Source organism: Vibrio sp. 811, assembly GCF_033339195.1.
On sequence record NZ_JAWOUB010000027.1, the window covers coordinates 30,296 to 50,309 of the forward strand.

At 44.6% G+C, this 20,014-nt stretch carries 19 protein-coding genes and 2 tRNA genes; 11 read left to right on the top strand and 10 right to left on the bottom strand.

Annotated elements, in window-relative coordinates:
- Positions 1 to 87: 87 nt before the first annotated feature.
- Complete coding sequence (locus R7Q46_RS22770) at positions 88 to 2,739, bottom strand: beta-N-acetylhexosaminidase (RefSeq protein ID WP_318077802.1); 2,652 nt, start codon at positions 2,737 to 2,739, stop codon at positions 88 to 90.
- 501 nt (positions 2,740 to 3,240) lie between these two features.
- On the opposite strand from R7Q46_RS22770, the gene R7Q46_RS22775 reads away from it, so the two are divergent.
- Positions 3,241 to 4,113, top strand: a complete 873-nt coding sequence (locus R7Q46_RS22775) for a TraB/GumN family protein (protein WP_054576682.1) — start codon at positions 3,241 to 3,243, stop codon at positions 4,111 to 4,113.
- 151 nt (positions 4,114 to 4,264) lie between these two features.
- Positions 4,265 to 4,648, top strand: coding sequence for a hypothetical protein (locus tag R7Q46_RS22780; protein WP_005384085.1), 384 nt, complete (start codon positions 4,265 to 4,267; stop codon positions 4,646 to 4,648).
- A gap of 185 nt (positions 4,649 to 4,833) precedes the next feature.
- On the opposite strand, the gene R7Q46_RS22785 is transcribed toward R7Q46_RS22780, so the two are convergent.
- Positions 4,834 to 4,910 (bottom strand) — tRNA-Pro (locus R7Q46_RS22785).
- Between the two features lie 259 nt (positions 4,911 to 5,169).
- On the opposite strand from R7Q46_RS22785, the gene R7Q46_RS22790 reads away from it, so the two are divergent.
- The 3 genes from R7Q46_RS22790 (at position 5,170) to rluF (ending at position 7,276) form a co-directional block, all read left to right on the top strand.
- A complete protein-coding gene (locus R7Q46_RS22790; protein WP_005382236.1) occupies positions 5,170 to 5,310 on the top strand; it encodes a DUF3149 domain-containing protein in 141 nt (46 codons plus the stop codon).
- A 132-nt stretch (positions 5,311 to 5,442) separates the two neighbouring features.
- A complete protein-coding gene (gene smrA / locus R7Q46_RS22795; protein WP_005382233.1) occupies positions 5,443 to 6,024 on the top strand; it encodes a DNA endonuclease SmrA in 582 nt (193 codons plus the stop codon).
- Between the two features lie 94 nt (positions 6,025 to 6,118).
- The gene (gene rluF / locus R7Q46_RS22800; protein ID WP_064377052.1) at positions 6,119 to 7,276 is read left to right on the top strand and encodes a 23S rRNA pseudouridine(2604) synthase RluF; all 1,158 of its coding nucleotides are present in this window, start codon (positions 6,119 to 6,121) and stop codon (positions 7,274 to 7,276) included.
- A 64-nt stretch (positions 7,277 to 7,340) separates the two neighbouring features.
- Here the strand turns inward: rluF and ybaK are convergent, their stop codons facing one another.
- From ybaK to hemA, 8 genes are all read right to left on the bottom strand, one after another.
- A complete protein-coding gene (gene ybaK, locus R7Q46_RS22805; protein ID WP_154204786.1) occupies positions 7,341 to 7,814 on the bottom strand; it encodes a Cys-tRNA(Pro) deacylase in 474 nt (157 codons plus the stop codon).
- Positions 7,815 to 7,916: 102 nt separating this feature from the next.
- Positions 7,917 to 9,599: a bifunctional UDP-sugar hydrolase/5'-nucleotidase UshA gene (ushA, locus tag R7Q46_RS22810; protein WP_253657015.1), complete on the bottom strand. Its 1,683-nt coding sequence runs from the start codon at positions 9,597 to 9,599 to the stop codon at positions 7,917 to 7,919.
- Between the two features lie 220 nt (positions 9,600 to 9,819).
- Positions 9,820 to 10,671, bottom strand: coding sequence for a 3-deoxy-8-phosphooctulonate synthase (gene kdsA / locus R7Q46_RS22815; protein WP_005384095.1), 852 nt, complete (start codon positions 10,669 to 10,671; stop codon positions 9,820 to 9,822).
- Positions 10,672 to 10,724: 53 nt separating this feature from the next.
- Positions 10,725 to 11,534, bottom strand: a complete 810-nt coding sequence (locus R7Q46_RS22820) for a SirB1 family protein (RefSeq protein WP_005384098.1) — start codon at positions 11,532 to 11,534, stop codon at positions 10,725 to 10,727.
- Positions 11,535 to 11,539: 5 nt separating this feature from the next.
- On the bottom strand, positions 11,540 to 11,923 hold the full coding sequence (locus tag R7Q46_RS22825; RefSeq protein WP_005382225.1) for a SirB2 family protein: 384 nt from the start codon (positions 11,921 to 11,923) through the stop codon (positions 11,540 to 11,542).
- Positions 11,924 to 11,963: 40 nt separating this feature from the next.
- Positions 11,964 to 12,818 (bottom strand): peptide chain release factor N(5)-glutamine methyltransferase, encoded by an 855-nt coding sequence (gene prmC / locus R7Q46_RS22830; RefSeq protein ID WP_017634841.1) that lies wholly within the window; start codon positions 12,816 to 12,818, stop codon positions 11,964 to 11,966.
- A 3-nt stretch (positions 12,819 to 12,821) separates the two neighbouring features.
- Positions 12,822 to 13,910 carry a peptide chain release factor 1 gene (gene prfA, locus R7Q46_RS22835; RefSeq protein ID WP_005382222.1) on the bottom strand — a complete coding sequence of 363 codons (1,089 nt, stop codon included), beginning with the start codon at positions 13,908 to 13,910 and terminating at the stop codon, positions 12,822 to 12,824.
- Between the two features lie 29 nt (positions 13,911 to 13,939).
- Positions 13,940 to 15,196, bottom strand: a complete 1,257-nt coding sequence (gene hemA, locus R7Q46_RS22840) for a glutamyl-tRNA reductase (protein WP_005384104.1) — start codon at positions 15,194 to 15,196, stop codon at positions 13,940 to 13,942.
- Between the two features lie 134 nt (positions 15,197 to 15,330).
- On the opposite strand from hemA, the gene lolB reads away from it, so the two are divergent.
- The 6 genes from lolB (at position 15,331) to R7Q46_RS22870 (ending at position 20,012) form a co-directional block, all read left to right on the top strand.
- The gene (lolB, locus tag R7Q46_RS22845) at positions 15,331 to 15,969 is read left to right on the top strand and encodes a lipoprotein insertase outer membrane protein LolB (RefSeq protein WP_085570134.1); all 639 of its coding nucleotides are present in this window, start codon (positions 15,331 to 15,333) and stop codon (positions 15,967 to 15,969) included.
- Entirely contained in the window at positions 15,966 to 16,838 is an 873-nt protein-coding gene (gene ispE / locus R7Q46_RS22850) for a 4-(cytidine 5'-diphospho)-2-C-methyl-D-erythritol kinase (RefSeq protein ID WP_017634844.1), read from the top strand. Before lolB ends, ispE begins: the two co-directional genes overlap by 4 nt.
- Before the next feature lie 27 nt (positions 16,839 to 16,865).
- Positions 16,866 to 17,810, top strand: coding sequence for a ribose-phosphate pyrophosphokinase (locus R7Q46_RS22855; protein WP_005393176.1), 945 nt, complete (start codon positions 16,866 to 16,868; stop codon positions 17,808 to 17,810).
- 151 nt (positions 17,811 to 17,961) lie between these two features.
- Positions 17,962 to 18,552 (top strand): aminoacyl-tRNA hydrolase, encoded by a 591-nt coding sequence (gene pth, locus R7Q46_RS22860; protein ID WP_005384112.1) that lies wholly within the window; start codon positions 17,962 to 17,964, stop codon positions 18,550 to 18,552.
- A 10-nt stretch (positions 18,553 to 18,562) separates the two neighbouring features.
- The gene (gene ychF / locus R7Q46_RS22865; protein ID WP_005393178.1) at positions 18,563 to 19,654 is read left to right on the top strand and encodes a redox-regulated ATPase YchF; all 1,092 of its coding nucleotides are present in this window, start codon (positions 18,563 to 18,565) and stop codon (positions 19,652 to 19,654) included.
- A 284-nt stretch (positions 19,655 to 19,938) separates the two neighbouring features.
- Positions 19,939 to 20,012 (top strand) — tRNA-Met (locus R7Q46_RS22870).
- Positions 20,013 to 20,014 lie beyond the last annotated feature (2 nt).

The following is a 20,014-nucleotide window of genomic DNA, read 5'->3' on the forward strand; positions in this document are numbered from 1 at the left end:
TCGATCACGCTTAATTTCCTCAAAAAATAAAGAAAGCCCCAACATGATGTTGAGGCTTTGCCAAAAAATTAACTTACAAGAATCGAGTTATTTCACGCTGGTCACTCGACTTGCTTTCTCACCGGTTGCTGACACAGAACGGATAAACACTTCACCTTTCACATTTGGACGAGCATTATCTGCGTAAGTTAGCCAGTTCTTGCCGTCTAGAGAGTATTGAAGCTTCACCCCTGGGAACTGAACGTTCATTGCCAGTTTACCCGCTTCAACTTTCGCGCCTGGTACAGGTAGGCGGTAGTCGATACCTGATTTCTCTAGCTTAGCCAGTTCACGTTGGCCAAGTACGTTCGCAAAGCGGTTGTAGTCTTGGTTTAGCGCAGCTTTGTCTACTAGGTTAGAGTTTTGCGAATATTCAACACCCACTTTGTAGTCGTTTTCCCAATCAGCACGGTGCCATGCACGCTCAGCGGCTGCTAGTACGCGAGGGAATACCATGTACTCGTATTGCTCGTCGTTACGTACCGTCTCAGACCAAAGCTGTGCTGATAGGCCATAGAATGGTTTCGCTTCGATTTCACCTTTACCAGTGAAGCCATTGCCATCACGGTCTACAGAGGTTTCTGCGTTCTGAGGCATGTTCTCTGGTGCAAAGCCAAACATCTTACGAGTATCTGTTGCACGTGTAGCCCAGTAGTAACCACGCTCTTTCGGGTCAACTTCGTACGGCATGTCCATGTACACGTAGTCTGGGTTAGAAACGATCACGTCGTAACCTTTCTTAGACCATTCGTACACTGATGATGTGCCACCCCAGTAAAGAACGTCCCAGAAGTTAACACGCGTGTTTTCTGTTGCGAACGCTTTCTCACCTTCACTGTATTTAAGACCATCTTGCCAAGCTTGGAAGTTTGGAATGCCTTTCTCTGCCACCATCTTCGACACTTCTTCTGCAAAGTGGCTTGGTAGATGAGCAAAATCGCTTACCGTACCGTCTGCAATTAGCGTCTGACATTGTGGAGACTGTGCGAATGGCTTGTCTTGCTTAGACAAATCAATGTTACCCTTCCAGCTTACTTTGTCTTCTGCGTTGATATCTTGCAGACCAGCGCCTAGCTTAATGTTCTTCGCTTCGTCACCACCGAAGTGCCATGTTGTTAGCGGCGTGCCTGCCTCTTGGTGCATTGCTGCTACTTCTGAAATCACCTTATCAACGAAGCGAGTTGAAGATTCCATACATGGGTTGATGAAGCTTTGCTTGTTGTAGAACTGAACCGTCGTTACGTTCGATGTATCTTGAGGATCCATCAGGCGGTACTCGTTCGCTTCTGCTTCTTTACCTTCTTCCATTAGACGGTCGTAACGTGCTTCCATTGATACCACTGCTGCACGAGCGTGCGCTGGCATATCAATTTCAGGGATCACTTCGATGTTACGCGCTTTCGCGTACTTCAAGATGTCCACGTAGTCTGCTTTGCTGAAGAAGCCAGAACCAAAGTTGTCTGTCGTTGCACCTGAGCCAAGCTGAGGCAGTAAACAGCTTTTCTCTTCCAAATCGAAACAACGGTTAGCACCCACTTCAGTCAGCTCAGGCAGACCCGGGATTTCTAAACGCCAGCCTTCATCATCCGTTAGGTGAAGGTGTAGTTTGTTCATCTTGTACGCTGCCATTTGGTCAAGCGTTGCAAGGATTGCGTCCTTAGAGTGGAAGTTACGAGCCACGTCCACCATCACACCACGGTAATCAAAACGCGGCGCATCTTTAATAGACAGTTGTGGTAGAGAATCAGCATTTTGGCTATCTACCAGGCCAAAGATAGATTGTACTGCGTAGAAAGCACCTGCTTGGTCGAACGCTTTAATCACAATACTGTCGCCTTTGATGCTCATTTCGTAAGCACCAGATTTTGCTAATTCACCGGTGAAGTCTGCAGGAACAACAGTGATGCTTACAGGAAGATCACCACGAACATCCACACCTACCACTTCTGCACGACCTTGAATTGCTGCGTATTGAGCCGCATCGAATGCGTCTTTAGGCAGCGCAATACCCGCCGCGATATCTACCGTACCTTTACCTGCTTCAACAGACATTGGCGTTGGTAGTAACGTGGTTGATACCTCTTGTTTTGCTAGATCTTCGTTCTTCTCGAAACGAGACACAGCGCTCGCAAATACGTTGTTGTCATCTGGCGTACGTTTTAGGTTGTTACCCTCAAGGCCAGTCACGAAAGATGCAACGTCTTCTGTGTTAAGAGAAGCGATCATCTTAGGCTCTGCATTTGGTGCAGCAACAAACGCGCCTGGCATGAAGTCAGTTTCAAATAGCTGCCAGTATTCAGCAACAAGAGGAAGCACAACCTCTTCACCCGCAGCAAAACCATCAAACTTATCTGTTGGTTCTAGTTTGTGTAGATCACCCGTTACGCGAGAGATTTTAAACTGTTCGTTTTCAACATCCAGAATCAGACGAATGCTATGGAAGTAAATAGCCCAATCTTTTGAGTCAACCGCTTCACCTTGGTTAACCAGCGTCATGTTTACCTTGTTACAAGACGCCCACTCAGCCCCTAAGTCCTGACAAGCAAGACCTTCGTTTGCACCGTGGTTAGTCAACACTTGGTATTGAATATCAAGATTATTAGCCAACGAATTTACAACTTGTTGTTCAGAGCTTTGCAGCGCAGAGCAACCTGCTAATGTAGTGATAACAGAAACAGCAATCAGACTAGGTTTAAACATCTTACTTCCCCAAAAAAGTCAGTGGTTCAAAACGACAATGATAAATGATAAAAATCTCGGCCCCTCAAATGCGAGGTACCTAACCGTTACATTCAACATACAACCTGTTATTTCTAAGCGTAAAATAAATAGAAATAGGAAGTGATCCAGCTCAAAAAATGACACTCAGCAAAAACAATAAAAACCTAATTTTCATGGAGTTACAATACACGTCAAAATCGAACAACTTGTTTTGACGAGTTTGCTGCGATCTAGGTCACTTATATTCATGAGTTACGACTGATTTTGTAAGATTTGGATCACGCCTAATTATTTTGTGAACCATTAGTAAGCGAATTACCTATTTACCTTTCGTGAAGTGACTCTCATTTATTCGTCGTCAAAACTCGTCAATATTTTTAGAAATGACGATTTTGTCGAATACACCACTGGAGAAATTGCACTTAACCTCACGCTATTTTGCGTATAAAGTTTAAAGGTATCTTATCTGAGGGCCACTCTATGTTTCGTCTCTTGACGCTCATATCATCTCTACTTGTTACTTTGACTCCTTTTTCCTCTTATGCAGAGCCACAGCATTGGTTAGCGAAAAAAGGGGAAACCGAACTTATGATTATTGGCTCGGTACATGTGGGGGATAAAACGATGTACCCACTCCCTAGAACGGTCATCCAGCATTTAAGCCAAAGCACAGGGTTGATTATTGAAGCAGACGTCAGGAATTCTGAAGGCTTGGTTTACCCACAAACAACCATTCTTTCTAAAGATGTTTTAGATAGAGCTCAACGTCGCCACTTAATTGAAATTGCCCAAGATTTAGGTTTGCCAGAAACTCAACTCCTAAATTCCCCACCTTGGATGGCTGCATTCACCATCCAACTCGCTTTAGTCAACAAACTGGGGTATGTCTCTGATAAAGGGGTCGACATGCACTTAATAGGACTCGCTGATAAAAAGCAAATCCCGGTCATTCCACTAGAGTCCGTGCAATTCCAAATCGATTTAATCGCAGGTCAATCAGAAGGCGGTAAAGAGATACTTCTCTCATCAATTGAAGAATATGATGGCGGAGAAGAGTTGGTTCAATGCTTGATAGAGAGTTGGAAGAGTGGTGATGGTAGCATGTTGGTCGAAGCCTCTTTGACCGATCATACAACAGAAGAGTTTAACCAAGCCTTTTTATACGAGCGTAATCGAGATTGGGCTAAAAAACTCGACACTGGCAGTGTTCTACCTCAGCAATCGGGTCGTTACACCGTTGTTGTTGGTGGCTTGCATTTAGTAGGTAAAGATAACCTGATTGAACTGCTTAAAAATCGGGGATTTAACATCAAACCACTGGGTAAGACGCGCCAAGCAAATTGTGATATCTAGTGATTGTTTGAAAAATGCCATTTAAATACAATTATTTAAATACAACCATTTAAAATTCATTCAAACTTTCTTATAAAACGCCGTTAAGCTAAGTGGATACAAAACAACTCATATGAAATTTAAATATTTATTCCTATACACGATTGGAATTATGCTCACTTCTTCGCTGTCTTATGCTAAACCGCCATGCAACGTAGAAGCTTTTCAAGCTATTGATATAACTCCGGAAGTAAAAGGCGGTGTTTTAGATAAAGAGAGTGGTCAATTTCTTATTACCGAAAAACCAATGATGCGTTGCGCGAACATCACGTTTTCAACAGCCCACACTCGAAATCGCGTTGCACATATGATGAACCAAGGCTTTGAAGCGGTTTACTATGATGGAAATACAAGCAAATCTCACTCAGTAACGTTTGATGAAGACGATTTAAAAGCGGGTTACGTCAAGATTGGGCCAAATCACCCAAAGACCGCTTATGTCTGTTTCACTACTTCTGAAACTCCTATCAATACTATCTCGTGTGACATCAAGTAATAAATTTACTCGCTCTAAAAAATGAAAAGGCCCTACATTTCTGTAGAGCCTTCCTCTCAATACGTGTCGGTGAAGAGCCATGTTCTAACTTCAAGCGAACCCCATTTGGTTCGATACTATTGAAGTCTAAAATTACTAGCACTAAAAACGACGAAAGCCTACTCATTGAGCAGGCTTTCTAAAAGTGGTCGGTGAAGAGGGATTCGAACCCCCGACCCTCTGGTCCCAAACCAGATGCGCTACCAAGCTGCGCTATTCACCGAGATGTTTAACTGAGGAATTGTCCCCGTCAACGAGTGCGTATATTACGGATTCTGAACTGTGGCGCAAGTGCTTTTTACAAAAAAACCTTAGGTCTTAATTCGTTTGATGAATAACTGAACACTAGCACGTAAAATGTGACTGATAACTCACAACAAAATACAGTTTATTAACCTTAGCAACATAATTGATCCAGATCAGTGTGCAACAAGACACCGCCATTTAGTTTATTCCTGTCGGGAACATCTTGGAGGAAACGTATGGACTTTTGGCTTGATCTCCTATTTGGTAATGCAGTGGGTCTATCGTCAATGATAGTAATTTTTGGGGCAATTGGTCTGATGTTATTTTACGGCGGTTTCTTCATATACAAGATCATGAACGACAAATCTCCTCACTAGATCTCGCTTAGCTCTAGAAACGCTTTGCACCGGAGTCGGTTACTTGCCTACTCCGGTTTTTTATTTGATCTCAATGCACCACTCATTGATATAATCCTATTATTCTTCCCTGTTCTTAATGAGATTACTGCTATGTCTCACGACGACGATTTTGATCTATTTCAACAGATGATGGGCGATGTAAAGCCAATCACTCAAGACACCACCGAACACAAAAAAGTACACCAAGTAACAGAAGCACAGCTCGCAAAACGCGAAGCAGCAATCTGGTTAACGGAAGATGACCCAGAATACCTATCACTTGATCACGCTGAAATGCTCAAGCCAGAGGACTTTGTTGAGTTCAAACGTGATGGTGTACAGGACGGGGTTTACCGCAAACTTCGCCTTGGTAAGTATCCAATCCAAGCTCGCTTGGATTTGCACCGTAAAACATTGAAAGAAGCACGTGATGAAGTCGTGACGTTTTTAAAGCAATGCCTATCAATGGACATTAGAACGGTCGTTATCGTCCATGGTCGAGGAGAACGCTCAAATCCACCTGCAATGATGAAAAGCTTTGTTAGCAGTTGGCTACGACAAATAAAGGAAGTCCAATGCGTCCATAGTGCGCAACGCTTTCACGGTGGAACTGGAGCCGTTTACGTCCTACTTAGAAAAAGTGCGGAAAAGAAATTAGAAACCCGCGAACGTCACCAAAAACGGTTAGGCTAAATTTCACCCTAATGCTAGAATGCCCGCCCTTATTCTTCCTTCCCCTTAAAGGAAGGGAGCTTCATTCGCCGTTGTGAAACGTTAGGAGACAAAAATGTCACAAGACAACGCTAAACGATTAAATAAATTCATCAGTGAAACGGGGTTTTGCTCACGCCGTGAAGCAGACAGACTGATTGAGCAAGGCCGTGTCACCATTAATGGCAACAAACCTGAAATGGGGACAAAAGTGCTACCTGGTGATGATGTTTGTGTGGATGGTAAGCCAGTGGCAGCAAAAGAGAAGCCGATTTATATCGCTCTCAATAAACCAACAGGCATCACCTGTACAACTGAGAGAGACGTCCCTGGAAACATCGTTGATTTCATCGGCCACCAAAAACGTATCTTTCCGATCGGCCGCTTAGACAAACCCTCTGATGGTCTGATCTTTTTGACCAACGATGGCGACATCGTGAACAAAATCCTTCGCGCAGGCAACAGCCACGAAAAAGAGTACGTCGTACGCGTGGACAAGCCAATTACAGGCGAGTTTCTCAAACAGATGTCGAGTGGCGTTAAGATTCTCGACACAGTCACCCTACCTTGTAAGGTAACGAAAGAAACTAAATTCTCTTTCCGTATTGTGCTCACTCAAGGACTTAACCGTCAGATCCGTCGCATGTGTGAAGCGCTGGGCTATGAAGTATTCAAGCTGCGTCGCGTACGCATCATGAATATCTCTCTTGATGGTATTCCGAATGGAAAATGGCGTTATCTAAGTGACGAAGAAGTGGCAGAGATCCTAGCAATGTGTGAAGGCTCGGTAGGTACAGAAGAAGCATCAAAAACAGACTCTAGAGGTCGCAACATTCGTAAAGCGACCGACGCGAAGCTGTTTGATAGCCGTGAAGAAAACCAAGATTCTACTGCTCGTCGTAACCAGAAGACACGAACTTTCCGTGGTAACAATGCTGATGAATTCCGTCATGCACCAAACTCGAAAAAAGGTCAACAAAAGCGTCGTCAGCGTGATGATGAAGGCGGACGTCCAGCTAAAGAACATTACAAAGCGAAACCACAAGGTGAACGCAGCAGACCGCAAGGCGAGCATGGTAAATCACACCGTAAACCAGATGCATCGAGCAATACACATTCAGCAAACAAGCCTCAATCACCGAGTAAGCCCAAGCAGCATTACATGAACCCAAATGCCGCGAAACCAAGTAAACCAGCTAAACGCACTGGTGGTACATTGAGTCTGAAGAAGTAACGCTTCACTGACAGGCAAGATCAAAAAAGGACGCTCATGAGCGTCCTTTTTATTTGTCATGAGTTTACAAACAAAGAGGTGCAAACTGACCGCGAGTTAAGCTCAGCAAATCTCTCGGGGCTAACTCAATTTCTAAACCACGTTTACCAGCACTCACACAGATTGTGTCTTGCTCTACTGCGCTTTCGTGCAAAAAAGTAGGTAAGGCTTTCTTCTGCCCTAGTGGGCTAATTCCACCAACGACATAACCTGTGGTCTTTTGCGCGATTTCCGGATCAGCCATATCGGCCTTTTTGCCCTTCGCTGCTTTCGCCGCCAGTTTTAGGTTCAGCTTTTGATCAACAGGGATAATCGCAACCGCAAGGTTCTTTGGCTCCCCGTTCAAGCAGAACAACAAGGTTTTAAATACTGTTTTCGGATCCTGTCCTAGCACTTCAGCAGCTTCTAAACCATAACTATCGGCTCTAGGATCGTGCTCATATTGATGGATGGTGTGTGGAATTTTTTTCTTTTTCGCAAGATTAATGGCCGGAGTCATCAAGATTCTCCTCATAAAAACAAAAAGCGCAGACTGAATTGGATCTGCGCTTTTAGTTAATGATATCAGCGAGTTTGAGTCAATCGCTTTTTCTCTGTTGGGTTACTGATCAATCGCCGTATCAACTAAATACGTGATTTCACCTGAAGGGGCATACTCATTAACATCAATAGGGCTGTGTGTTTCTAAATAATCCTTCAAAACTTCAGCATCGGTAAAACCTGTATTTACATACCCTGGATGATCGTCGATTTTAGGGTAACCATCTCCACCAGCAGCATTATAGCTTGGTACTGTAAAGCGGTAATTACCATCTAAGCGAAGTTGCTTATTACCAATAAACACATTGGTTACCTCACCATTATTGATACTCATCGCAATGCCGGCAAACTGTGCATAAGCACCAGAGTCAACAGGCTTAGTTGCAACGACATTTAGATAATCTAATACCTCTTTACCCGTCATATCAACGTAAGAAACCATATTGCCAAATGGCTGAACAGTGAGCACGTCTTTATAAGTAATATCACCCGCAGCAATCGAATCTCGAACACCACCAGAATTCATTACAGCAAAATCTGCTTTCGCACGTTCCATGTGAGCCGTTGCAATTAATCGACCTAAGTTTGTTTGCTGGTAACGAACCACATTGCGGTCACCCTCAAGCTTACCGTTAGATTCTGCAATCTTCACGTTTAGCTTGCCCTGACCTTTTTCTTGATAAGGACGAAGAAACTCAAGCATCATTTCGTCTTGTTTAATCTCATCTTGGATCAAGACTCGTTGCGACTGACCATCAACTTTAATTTTCTTTTTCAAGTTTACAGGGATTAGATCGTAGCTCACCATCGAGAGTTCGCCATTACGAAACTCGTAATCGGCGCGTCCCACATATTTCCCCCACTCATGTGCCTGAACAATAAAGGTACCATTTTGTTTATCGGGCTGACATTCATCACCTGGTTTAAAGTTCTTTTTGATAACGTTTGGACCTTCCATGCACACAGGTTCTTGTGAGTGTCCTCCAACGATCATGTCGAGATCGCCGTCATTCAAATAACGAGCTAACGCCACATCGCCAGGAGCATTGATGCCTCTATTACCATTTTCATAGTGTCCCATATGCGTGACAGCAAAAATCAGATCTGGATACTCTGTCTCTTTCAGTTCTGCAATCAACTTCTTGGCTTCTTCTTTTGGGTCACGGAAGTCAATTTGTTCAATGAATTCAGGGTTGCCAAGTTTCGCTGTGTCTTCGGTTGTAAGACCAATGACCGCAATTTTAATGCCCTGCTTGTTAAACATCGCGTATGGTTGGAATAAACGCTTGCCAGTATTTTTATCGTAAATATTGGCAGACAACATCGGAAAGTTTGCCCACTCTTGCTGCTTGAATAGCACGTCCAATGGATTATCAAACTCATGATTACCTAGAGCCATCGCATCGTAACCAATTTTGCTCATGCCTTTGAAATCCGGCTCGGCATCTTGTAAATCAGACTCAGGTACTCCTGTGTTGATGTCACCACCAGAAAGCAATAACACGCTCCCCCCCTCAGCCTGTATTTCTTCGCGCAAATCATCGATTAACGTTTTACGCGCCGCCATGCCATATTCACCGTATCGATTTTGCCAAAAGCGACCATGATGATCGTTAGTGTGCAATACGGTCAATTTATAGGTTGTATCGGCATTCCATTCTGGTGCAGGTTGCGTAGCACACCCAGCTAACGAGGCCAAGATAGCGGCACTCAAAACAGTTTTGATCATCAGACGCTGATTCATTTATTTACCTTTTTCTTATTGGGATTACTGATGCACATTTTAAGCATTGGATCTATTTGAAAACCACGTGCACCCTAACACATTGATTTAATAATTATGATGCATTGTTTAGCAATAACAAATTCATCAGTAACAAGTTTGAGAATTCACGGCTTTTCAGATAAAAAAATAGCCAACACTCGGTTGGCTATAGTATGTGTTACCACCAGTCATCTGGCGTTTACTTGATATCGATATCTGCAAAGCTCTTGATCAGATCATCAAGCGATTTCATTTGTGCTAAGAATGGCTCTAACTTGTCTAGAGGCAGTGCAGATGGGCCATCACAACGCGCTTGGTCTGGGTTTGGGTGCGCTTCGATAAATAGACCTGCGATGCCTGTCGCTAGACCCGCTTTTGCAAGCTCAACTGTCTGCTCACGACGGCCGCCAGATGCTGCGCCTGATGGGTCACGCATTTGTAGTGAGTGCGTTACGTCAAAGATGATTGGGCTACCTTTTGAAGCATTTTTCATCACACCAAAACCAAGCATATCAACCACTAAGTTGTCGTAGCCGTGGCAAGAACCGCGCTCACATAGGATGATCTTGTCGTTACCGCATTCTGCGAACTTCTCAACGATGTTACCCACTTGACCTGGGCTCATAAATTGAGGTTTCTTCACGTTGATAACCGCACCTGTTTTGGCCATAGCTTCAACAAGGTCAGTTTGACGAGCTAGGAATGCAGGAAGCTGAATAACGTCTACCACGTCAGCGACAGGTTGAGCTTGCGCTTCAGTGTGAACGTCCGTGATGATCTTTACACCAAAAGTGTCTTTCAGCTCCTGAAAGATTTTCATACCTTCTTCCAGACCTGGACCACGGTATGAATGAACAGAACTGCGGTTTGCTTTGTCAAACGACGCCTTAAATACGTAAGGAATACCAAGTTTTTCCGTTACTTTTACGTAGTGCTCACAGATCTGCATCGCAAGATCACGAGACTCAAGAACGTTCATACCTGCAAATAGGGTGAATGGCTTGTCGTTAGCAACCTGAATGTCGCCGATATTAACGATTTTCTGTTCCATTTTGATTCTCTTTTTCTGTCCACGATACGCCACCGTTCGGCACATCGATAAAATTAGTGAAGTGTGACGTGCGTTTCACTCATCACATTAACTTGTGATTTTAGTAGCTCGGAAGCCGGATCGTCAGGGCATTGGTCAATAAAGTACTGAAAATCTGATACCGCTACTTGAGGGCACTCTAGCTGTTGGAAAATAAAACCACGGTCACGAATTTCGTATGGGTCATCTGGCACAAATGTTAGAGCAAGATTTGTACAACGTAATGCCAGCGTATAATGCTCTTCACGCAACATCGCACTTTTAATCAACGCCAACCAGCGACCAATAATTGTTGGGTTGTCAGCTTCCTCAAAATGTTCAGGCTTTAGCTGAGCTAGCGGTCCTTCTTGGCCAATAAGCCAAGCTTGAAGAATCCTTTCACCTACATACTCACCATTAAATGGGTTGATGTAGTCTGGCTTCTTATGCATCCAGTCGACTTTTAACAGGAACTGAGTAGGGAAAGTAACTCCCTTCAACGGGAACCCCAGCTTTTTGCCTAGGTATAACAAAATCGAACCTAAGCTCACAGGAATACCTTTTCTGCGCTCCAACACTTTATCGATGAAGCTGTTGTCCGAAATAAAGTATTCCTGCTCGTCGCCTTTGAATCCCCACTCGTGGAAAAACAGTCGTAGGAATGCATCAAATCGTTGCTCTTCATCGGTTTCATGAACAAGCGTGGCTTCTGCATCTTTGTAAAGACGCTCTAACTCTTGTTTCGCCCAATGTACTTTGGTTTCTGGGTTAATCGCTTTGTTTAGCTCAAGCGCACCTTCCACCAACGGTATATTGTCAAAATCTTCGTCAAAAAACTCTAACATGACGTCTATCCAAATAACGTAGGGCTCTTAGACACAGCAATGTTTGCAGCCATGACCAACCAACCTAATGCGCCGAAAAAGCCAAATATCTTCAGTAGGTTGTTTTTCGCAAGTTTCAATGAGAAGAATCCAAGCGCAATGTACGCCAGTACGCAGGTGATTTTGTTTGTTAACCACGGTGCGGCATCGGTAAACGGGATGAAACCCGTAATGAAAATAAGCGCGATACCTGACACTAGCAATGCAGTATCAACGATGTGGGGAAACACTTTCAAAAAGCGATTATTTCGCTTCGGTGAGTTCATCATCATTAACACGAATCGGATCGATAGTAGCGTCGCGCTGAGAGCGATCGTCACTAAGTGTATGTGTTTTAGAGCTACGTACATTTTTCTTCTCTTTTTAGTTAGTGTTTGCTGACTTCCATGATTAACTGGCCAGACAACCAAGCGTTACTCGATCGTTACCGCCATAATCTTTTTCCGTAGCGACCTGTTGGTAACCAAAGCCACGCATTATCTCACGCACCGCCTCACCTTGATCATAACCATGTTCAAATGCCAGCCAACCGCCCACTTCAAGATACTGACGAGCAAGATCCGAGATATGACGAATATCAGCTAAGCCATTCTCTTTAGCAACTAATGCAGATTTTGGCTCAAAGCGCACATCACCTTGGGATAAATGTGGATCTTTTTCATCAATATATGGCGGGTTGGAGACAATTAAAGCAAACTTCGTACCTTCTGTAATAGGCTCAAACCAACTGCCTTGAGCAAAGGTCACATTTTTGATGTTTAGCTGCTCAGCATTGTACTCTGCAAGTGCTTTCGCTTCTTGTTTGAGATCTACGCCCATCACTTGACGTTTTGGCATTTCAGATGCGAGTGCGATAGCAATTGCCCCCGTCCCCGTTCCAAGATCTAAAATAGGCCCAGTTTGCTCGTAGGTCTTATCGAGTGCAACCTCGACCAAACGTTCTGTATCCGGTCTTGGGATCAAGGTAGAGGGAGAAACTTTGAACGGTAAAGACCAAAACTCTCGCTCACCAATAATATAAGCGACGGGTTCACCAGTTAAACGTCGTTCAAGTAGAGCGTCAAACTGAGATTTTTGCTCTGCTTCTAACGCTTTTTCTGGCCAGGTCAGCAGGTAAGTTCGTGGTTTGCCAAGGACATGGCAAAGGAGTACAGCTGCATCGAGAGAAGGCGACTCTTTGCCGCCTTCTGCCAGTTTCGCCGTCGCACTTTTCAGTGCTTGCTCAATCGATTGAACTTGGCTCATCGATTAGCCGTTCTCTGCGAGCGCCGCAAGTTGGTCTGCTTGGTGCTCTTGAATCACAGGATCAATCAAGCTTTGCAGGTCACCTTCCATCACTTCGTTCAAACGATAGATGGTTAGGTTGATACGGTGATCAGACACACGACCTTGTGGGTAGTTGTAGGTACGAATACGGTCACTACGGTCACCAGAACCTAGAAGGTTACGACGTGTATCAGACACTTCTGCGGCACGACGCTCTTCTTCCGCTTGAACGATACGAGCAGCAAGAACCGCCATTGCTTTCGCTTTGTTCTTGTGCTGTGAACGCTCATCCTGACACTCTACTACCGTACCCGTTGGTAAGTGGGTAATACGGATTGCAGAATCCGTGGTGTTAACGTGCTGACCACCCGCGCCAGATGCACGGAACGTATCGATTTTCAGGTCTGCTGCTTTGATTTCTGGCAGATCCGCTTCAGGGATTTCCGCCATTACTGCTACTGTACAAGCAGAAGTATGCACACGACCTTGAGACTCTGTTGCTGGAACACGCTGTACACGGTGACCGCCTGACTCAAATTTCAACACGCCGTATGCACCGTCGCCGCTTACTTTCGCGATCATCTCTTTGTAACCACCGTGCTCTGCCTCGTTTGAAGACATGACTTCGATGCGCCAGCCACGCTTTTCTGCGTACTTGCTGTACATACGGAATAGATCACCCGCGAAGATACCCGCTTCGTCGCCACCCGCACCTGCACGAATTTCTAGGAAACAGTTACGATCATCGTTCGGATCTTTTGGCAGAAGAAGAATCTGTAACTCATCAGTAAGACGCTCAATCGTCGCTTTCGCTTCTTTGATTTCTTCTTGCGCCATTTCACGCATTTCTTCGTCGTCTTCGTTTGCCATCTCTTCAGCGGCGACAAGATCTTCTTGTGCTTGTTGATAAGCTTGGAAGCACTTGGTTACTTCTTCTAGCTGAGAGTACTCTCTTGATAGAGCACGGAATTTGTCCTGATTTCCAATTACATCAGGATCACCAAGAAGATGTTGAACTTCTTCGTAACGTTCTACTAGCGTTTCTAGCTTAGTCAGAATAGAGGCTTTCATAGTGTCGTTTTCTTAATAAAAAGCGTGAGTTATAGATCATCCAAGCCAAGTGTTTGGCGGATAATCGTTAATTTTGCTGGTTCGCCTTGCTCTGCTGCACTTTGCAATGCGCGAGTTGGAGCGTGAATCAGTTTGTTGGTGAGTTTATTACTCAGCTCGCGCAGCACTTTCTCCGGATCTGCGCCTGCCGCTAAAGATTGCAAACTTTTGCTCAGTAACTCTTCACGAATTTCGTTGGCTGATTTGCGATAGTCGCGAATACTATCGACGGCTTGCAGTGAACGCAACCATGTCATAAATGCAGCGCTTTCTTCACTAACAATCGCTTCAGCTTGAATCGCTTCGACTTTACGCTGCTCAATGTTGCTGTCGATGATAGATTGCAAGTCATCAACAGAATACAGATATGCGTCGTTCAGTTCACCGACTTCCGACTCTACATCTCGCGGCACCGCAATATCGACTAACAAGATAGGTTGATGTCGGCGCTGCTTTAGAGCCGTTTCGACCATACCTTTGCCAATAATAGGCAATGGGCTCGCCGTTGAGCTAATCACAATGTCCGCTTTCGCCAAATGTTCAGGAATTTCGTTCAAACTGATCACTTCTGCGCCAAATTGGTCCGCTAAGCCTTGCGCGCGCTCTTTAGTGCGGTTCGCGACAATCATTTTTGTGCAACCGTTGGACGCTAAATGCTTCGCGACCAATTCAATCGTCTCACCCGCACCAACTAAAAGCACGGTTGAATCTGATAACGACTCAAAAATATGTTTTGCCAGTGTACATGCCGCATAAGCCACGGACACGGCATTGCCACCAATATCTGTCTCTGTTCTTACCCGTTTGGCGACTGAGAACGTCTTTTGAAACAGTTTATCAATCGAGGCATCGACGGCTTGATGATCTCGCGAGTCAGAAAATGCTTGCTTTACCTGCCCTAAAATTTGAGGCTCACCCAACACCAGAGAGTCAAGACCGCACGATACGCGCATCAAATGCTTTATTGCAGCTTGTTCTTCATGAACATACAAACTCGGCATTAAATCTTCGCGGCTCACTTGATGAAATTGAGCAAGCCAATCGATCAACTTGTTTCGCGCTCCTTGCTTAACATCGCAGTACAACTCAGTTCGGTTACAGGTTGAAACAATCACACTGCCGTTAACCGCTTCGTGCTCTCTAAGTTGCTCGAGTGCAGGGCCGAGTTTATCCGGACCAAACGCCACCTTCTCTCGCAAGTCGACAGACGCTGTATTGTGATTAATTCCAATAGCAAGCAAGGACATCTAACGTGGTATCTCTGGGATAGGTTATAAAATAGGTCCAGAATTTTACTGTAAGCACGCATTTATTGAAAGGGTAAGCCGGATTTGTTTTCCTAAGTGCGACTTTTCAATGCTATAGTTGTGAGCGATTCCCGATGAAACTGATTAATAAGCCATCAAACATGACGTTACGCTCCTTTATTCTTTTTTTCTTGTCGAGCTTACTGCTCGCTGGTTGTTCGTCCGTTCCTGAAAGTGTTACCAGCGTTGAATGGCAAGCTCATGAGCAGCGACTCGAAACCATCCAAGATTTTCAAGCAACGGGGAAACTTGGTTATATTGGCCCAGACCAAAGACAAAATTTAAACTTCTACTGGAAACATTCTTCAGCACTAAGCCAGTTGCGTTTAACAACGATTCTCGGACAAACGGCATTAAAGCTCACCATCACCCCACAAGGCGCCACAGTAGAAACTTACGATGATCAGGTCCTTTCTTCTCGCAGTGCTAACCAGCTGATTTACCGTCTTACAGGGTTAATGATGCCCGTCGAGCACATGCCTGACTGGCTATTAGGTCTACCTACCGATGCCGACAAATTCCAACTGTCTCCAACCAATACACTGCAAGCGTTAAACAAACAAATTGGTTTAAATGATTGGAGTATCGCTTATCAACGATATGGCGACGTTCAATGGCATGAACAGTCTCTCCCTCTGCCAAATAAGCTGAAACTCACCACAGCTGATGTCAAAATAAATCTAGTGATCACAAAATGGAACATCACCCAATGATTGAACTTTCAACACGCTGGCCATCACCAGCGAAATTGAATCTCTTTCTATATATCAACGGCCGTACAGAGAATGGCTACCACGAGTTACAAACCTTATTCCAATTCGTCGATCACGGCGATGAGCTCACCATTCAAGCGAACCATTCTGGTGATATTACGATTTCTCCAGAGATAGAAGGTGTGCCTCTTCAAGACAATTTAATTTGGAAAGCAGCAACCGCGCTTCAAGCTTACTCAAACTGCCCTTTTGGCGCGCACATTGAGCTACAGAAAGTGCTGCCTATGGGTGGAGGCATTGGTGGGGGCTCATCGAATGCAGCTACAGCATTAGTGGCACTGAATTACTTATGGCAACTGAATCTAACTGACGACGAACTGGCTGAAATAGGTTTAAAACTAGGCGCAGACGTGCCCGTATTTGTGCGCGGATTTGCAGCTTTTGCTGAAGGTGTTGGTGAAAAACTCTCTCCTGCTTATCCCGAAGAAAAATGGTATTTAGTCGTCAGACCGAATGTATCTATCGCAACCGTCGACGTTTTTTGTCATCCAGATCTGACGCGAAACACCCCAAAACGAGATCTAGAAACACTTTTAAATACGCCAAGCGTAAACGATTGCGAAAAAATTGTACGAATGCTCTACCCAGAGGTTGATAAGCAACTTTCTTGGCTGCTACAATACGCGCCGTCAAGATTGACGGGGACAGGATCTTGCGTTTTTGCTGAATTTTCGAGCAAATCTGAAGCAGAAACTATCCTTGCACAACTCTCTGATAAAGTCTCGGCATTTATCGCTCAAGGGCGCAATATTTCGCCATTAAAAGAGACTTTGGCTGAATACCAATCAGCCTCACACCGACCTATTTAAACTGGACGCAAACCCGAGGTTTCCACCGTGCCTGATATGAAGCTATTTGCTGGTAACGCAACACCTGAACTAGCCCAACGTATTGCTGATCGTCTTTACATCTCTCTTGGTGATGCATCTGTTTCTCGCTTTTCTGATGGCGAAGTTGCAGTTCAAATCAATGAGAATGTTCGTGGTAGCGATGTTTTCATCATTCAATCCACTTGTGCACCGACTAACGACAACCTAATGGAATTGGTTGTTATGATTGATGCAATGCGCCGTGCTTCAGCAGGCCGTATCACTGCAGTTATCCCTTACTTCGGCTACGCTCGCCAAGACCGTCGTGTACGTTCTGCGCGTGTGCCAATTACTGCAAAAGTTGTTGCTGATTTCCTATCTAACGTTGGTGTTGACCGCGTTCTAACTATCGACCTACACGCAGAGCAAATTCAAGGCTTCTTCGATGTACCTGTAGACAACATCTTCGGCACGCCAGTGCTACTTGAAGATATGCAGGCTCGCGGTCTAGATAACCCTGTAGTGGTATCTCCTGACCTAGGTGGCGTTGTTCGTGCTCGTGCAACAGCAAAAGCACTAGGCGACATCGACATCGCAATCGTAGATAAGCGTCGTCCACGTGCAAACGTTTCTGAAGTAATGAACCTAATCGGTGATGTTGAAGGTCGTGACTGTGTGATCGTTGATGACATGATCGACACAGGTGGCACACTATGTAAAGCAGCTGAAGCACTAAAAGAGCGCGGTGCTAAGCGTGTATTCGCTTACGCTACTCACGCAGTATTCTCAGGCAACGCTGCGGATAACATCAAGAACTCAGTTCTTGACCAAGTTATCGTAACTGACTCTATCTCTCTGTCTAAAGAGATGGCTGCAACAGGTAAAGTGACAACACTAAGCCTATCTCGCATGCTGGCTGAAGCGATTCGTCGTATCAGCAACGAAGAGTCAATCTCTGCAATGTTCAACTAATACGAACATTTCAGTTACACTGATTTCAAAAGCACCCCTCTTTGGGGTGTTTTTTTATTTGTACTGATAACTAGAAAATCCCTTGGTCGCCCACCGCGAGTTTTCTGTGCTATCATACTGCGCTTTTTGAGATTCCAGAGAGATCCTAACCTTGAGTCAACAAATCAAACTTCTTGTTGGTCTTGCTAATCCAGGACCAGAATACGCCAGAACTCGTCACAATGCGGGCGCTTGGGTTGTAGAAGAATTAGCACGCGTTCACAACGTTACACTGAAGAACGAACCAAAGTTTTTTGGTCTAACAGGACGCATTATGGTCAATGGCCAGGATCTCCGTTTGCTTATCCCAACCACCTTCATGAATCTATCAGGTAAATCGATCGCTGCGCTTGCGAAATTTTATCAAATTAAACCTGAAGAGATCATGGTTGCTCATGACGAGCTAGACTTACCGCCAGGTGTCGCTAAGTTTAAAAAAGGTGGGGGGCACGGTGGACACAACGGTCTGCGTGACACCATTAGCAAACTGGGCAATAACAAAGATTTTTATCGTCTTCGTATTGGCATTGGTCATCCGGGACACAAAGATAAAGTGGCGGGTTTTGTATTAGGTAAAGCGCCAGCTAAAGAGCAAGAGCTTTTAGATGCAGCAGCTGATGAGGCTGTTCGTTGTCTAGATATCCTGATTAAGGATGGCCTATCTAAAGCACAAAATCGCCTCCACACGTTCAAAGCTGAATAAGGTTACTATCATGGGTTTTAAATGTGGCATCGTTGGTCTACCTAACGTAGGTAAATCAACTCTGTTCAACGCACTAACTAAAGCGGGTATCGAAGCAGCAAACTTCCCGTTCTGTACCATTGAACCAAACACTGGTGTGGTTCCTGTGCCAGATCTACGTCTAGACGCACTAGCTAAGATCGTTAACCCACAGAGAGTTCTTCCAACGACGATGGAGTTCGTGGACATCGCTGGTCTTGTTGCTGGTGCATCACGTGGTGAAGGTTTAGGTAACAAATTCCTAGCTAACATCCGTGAAACAGACGCGATTGGCCACGTTGTACGCTGTTTTGAAAACGAAAACATTGTTCACGTTTCAGGTAAAGTTTCACCTATCGAAGATATCGAAGTGATCAACCTTGAACTTGCAATGGCTGACCTTGATTCTTGTGAGCGAGCGATTCAACGTAACGCGAAGAAGGCAAAAGGCGGCGATAAAGACGCAAAATTTGAACTAACCGTACTAGAAAAACTGTTACCAGTACTAACTGAAGGCGGCATGGCACGCACAGTTGAGCTATCTAAAGAAGAGTTAGCAGCAATCGGCTACCTAAACTTCCTAACACTGAAGCCAACTATGTACATTGCAAACGTAAACGAAGATGGCTTCGAAAATAACCCATATCTAGATGCGGTTCGTGAGTTCGCAGAAAAAGAAAACAATGTCGTTGTACCTGTATGTGCAGCTATCGAATCTGAACTATCTGAACTAGAAGATGAAGATCGCGAAGAATTCCTAGCAGATATGGGGATCGAAGAGCCGGGCCTGAACCGTGTAATTCGCTCTGGTTACGAACTACTGACTCTACACACCTACTTCACAGCAGGTGTTAAAGAAGTACGTGCTTGGACAATCCCTGTTGGTGCAACTGCGCCTCAGGCGGCAGGTAAGATCCACACTGACTTCGAGAAAGGCTTTATTCGTGCAGAAGTAGTTGGTTACGACGATTTCATCCAATTCAATGGTGAAAATGGCGCAAAAGACGCAGGTAAATGGCGTCTAGAAGGTAAAGACTACATCGTAAAAGATGGCGATGTTGTACACTTCCGCTTCAATGTTTAATTAAATGAATGAATTCTAAACACTTCATTTACACTAAAAGCCAGCTGTTAAGCTGGCTTTTTTAATACCTTAAGTAAATGAACAAAAATAAATTACGCAACTGCAAGCTAATTTATTTCCAGTTTTAGATCATAAACACGCCTCTTTGTTTAAAAAGGAAGCGAACGAGGTTTTTTCCGAAATTTATTAAAAAAAACTGTTGACGGATCTCACTCAACTTCGCATAATGCGCGCCGTTCCCAACGACAAGGCAACAAAGCGTTGAGAACAAAAAATATGGTTTTGGCTACGTAGCTCAGCTGGTTAGAGCACATCACTCATAATGATGGGGTCACAGGTTCGAATCCCGTCGTAGCCACC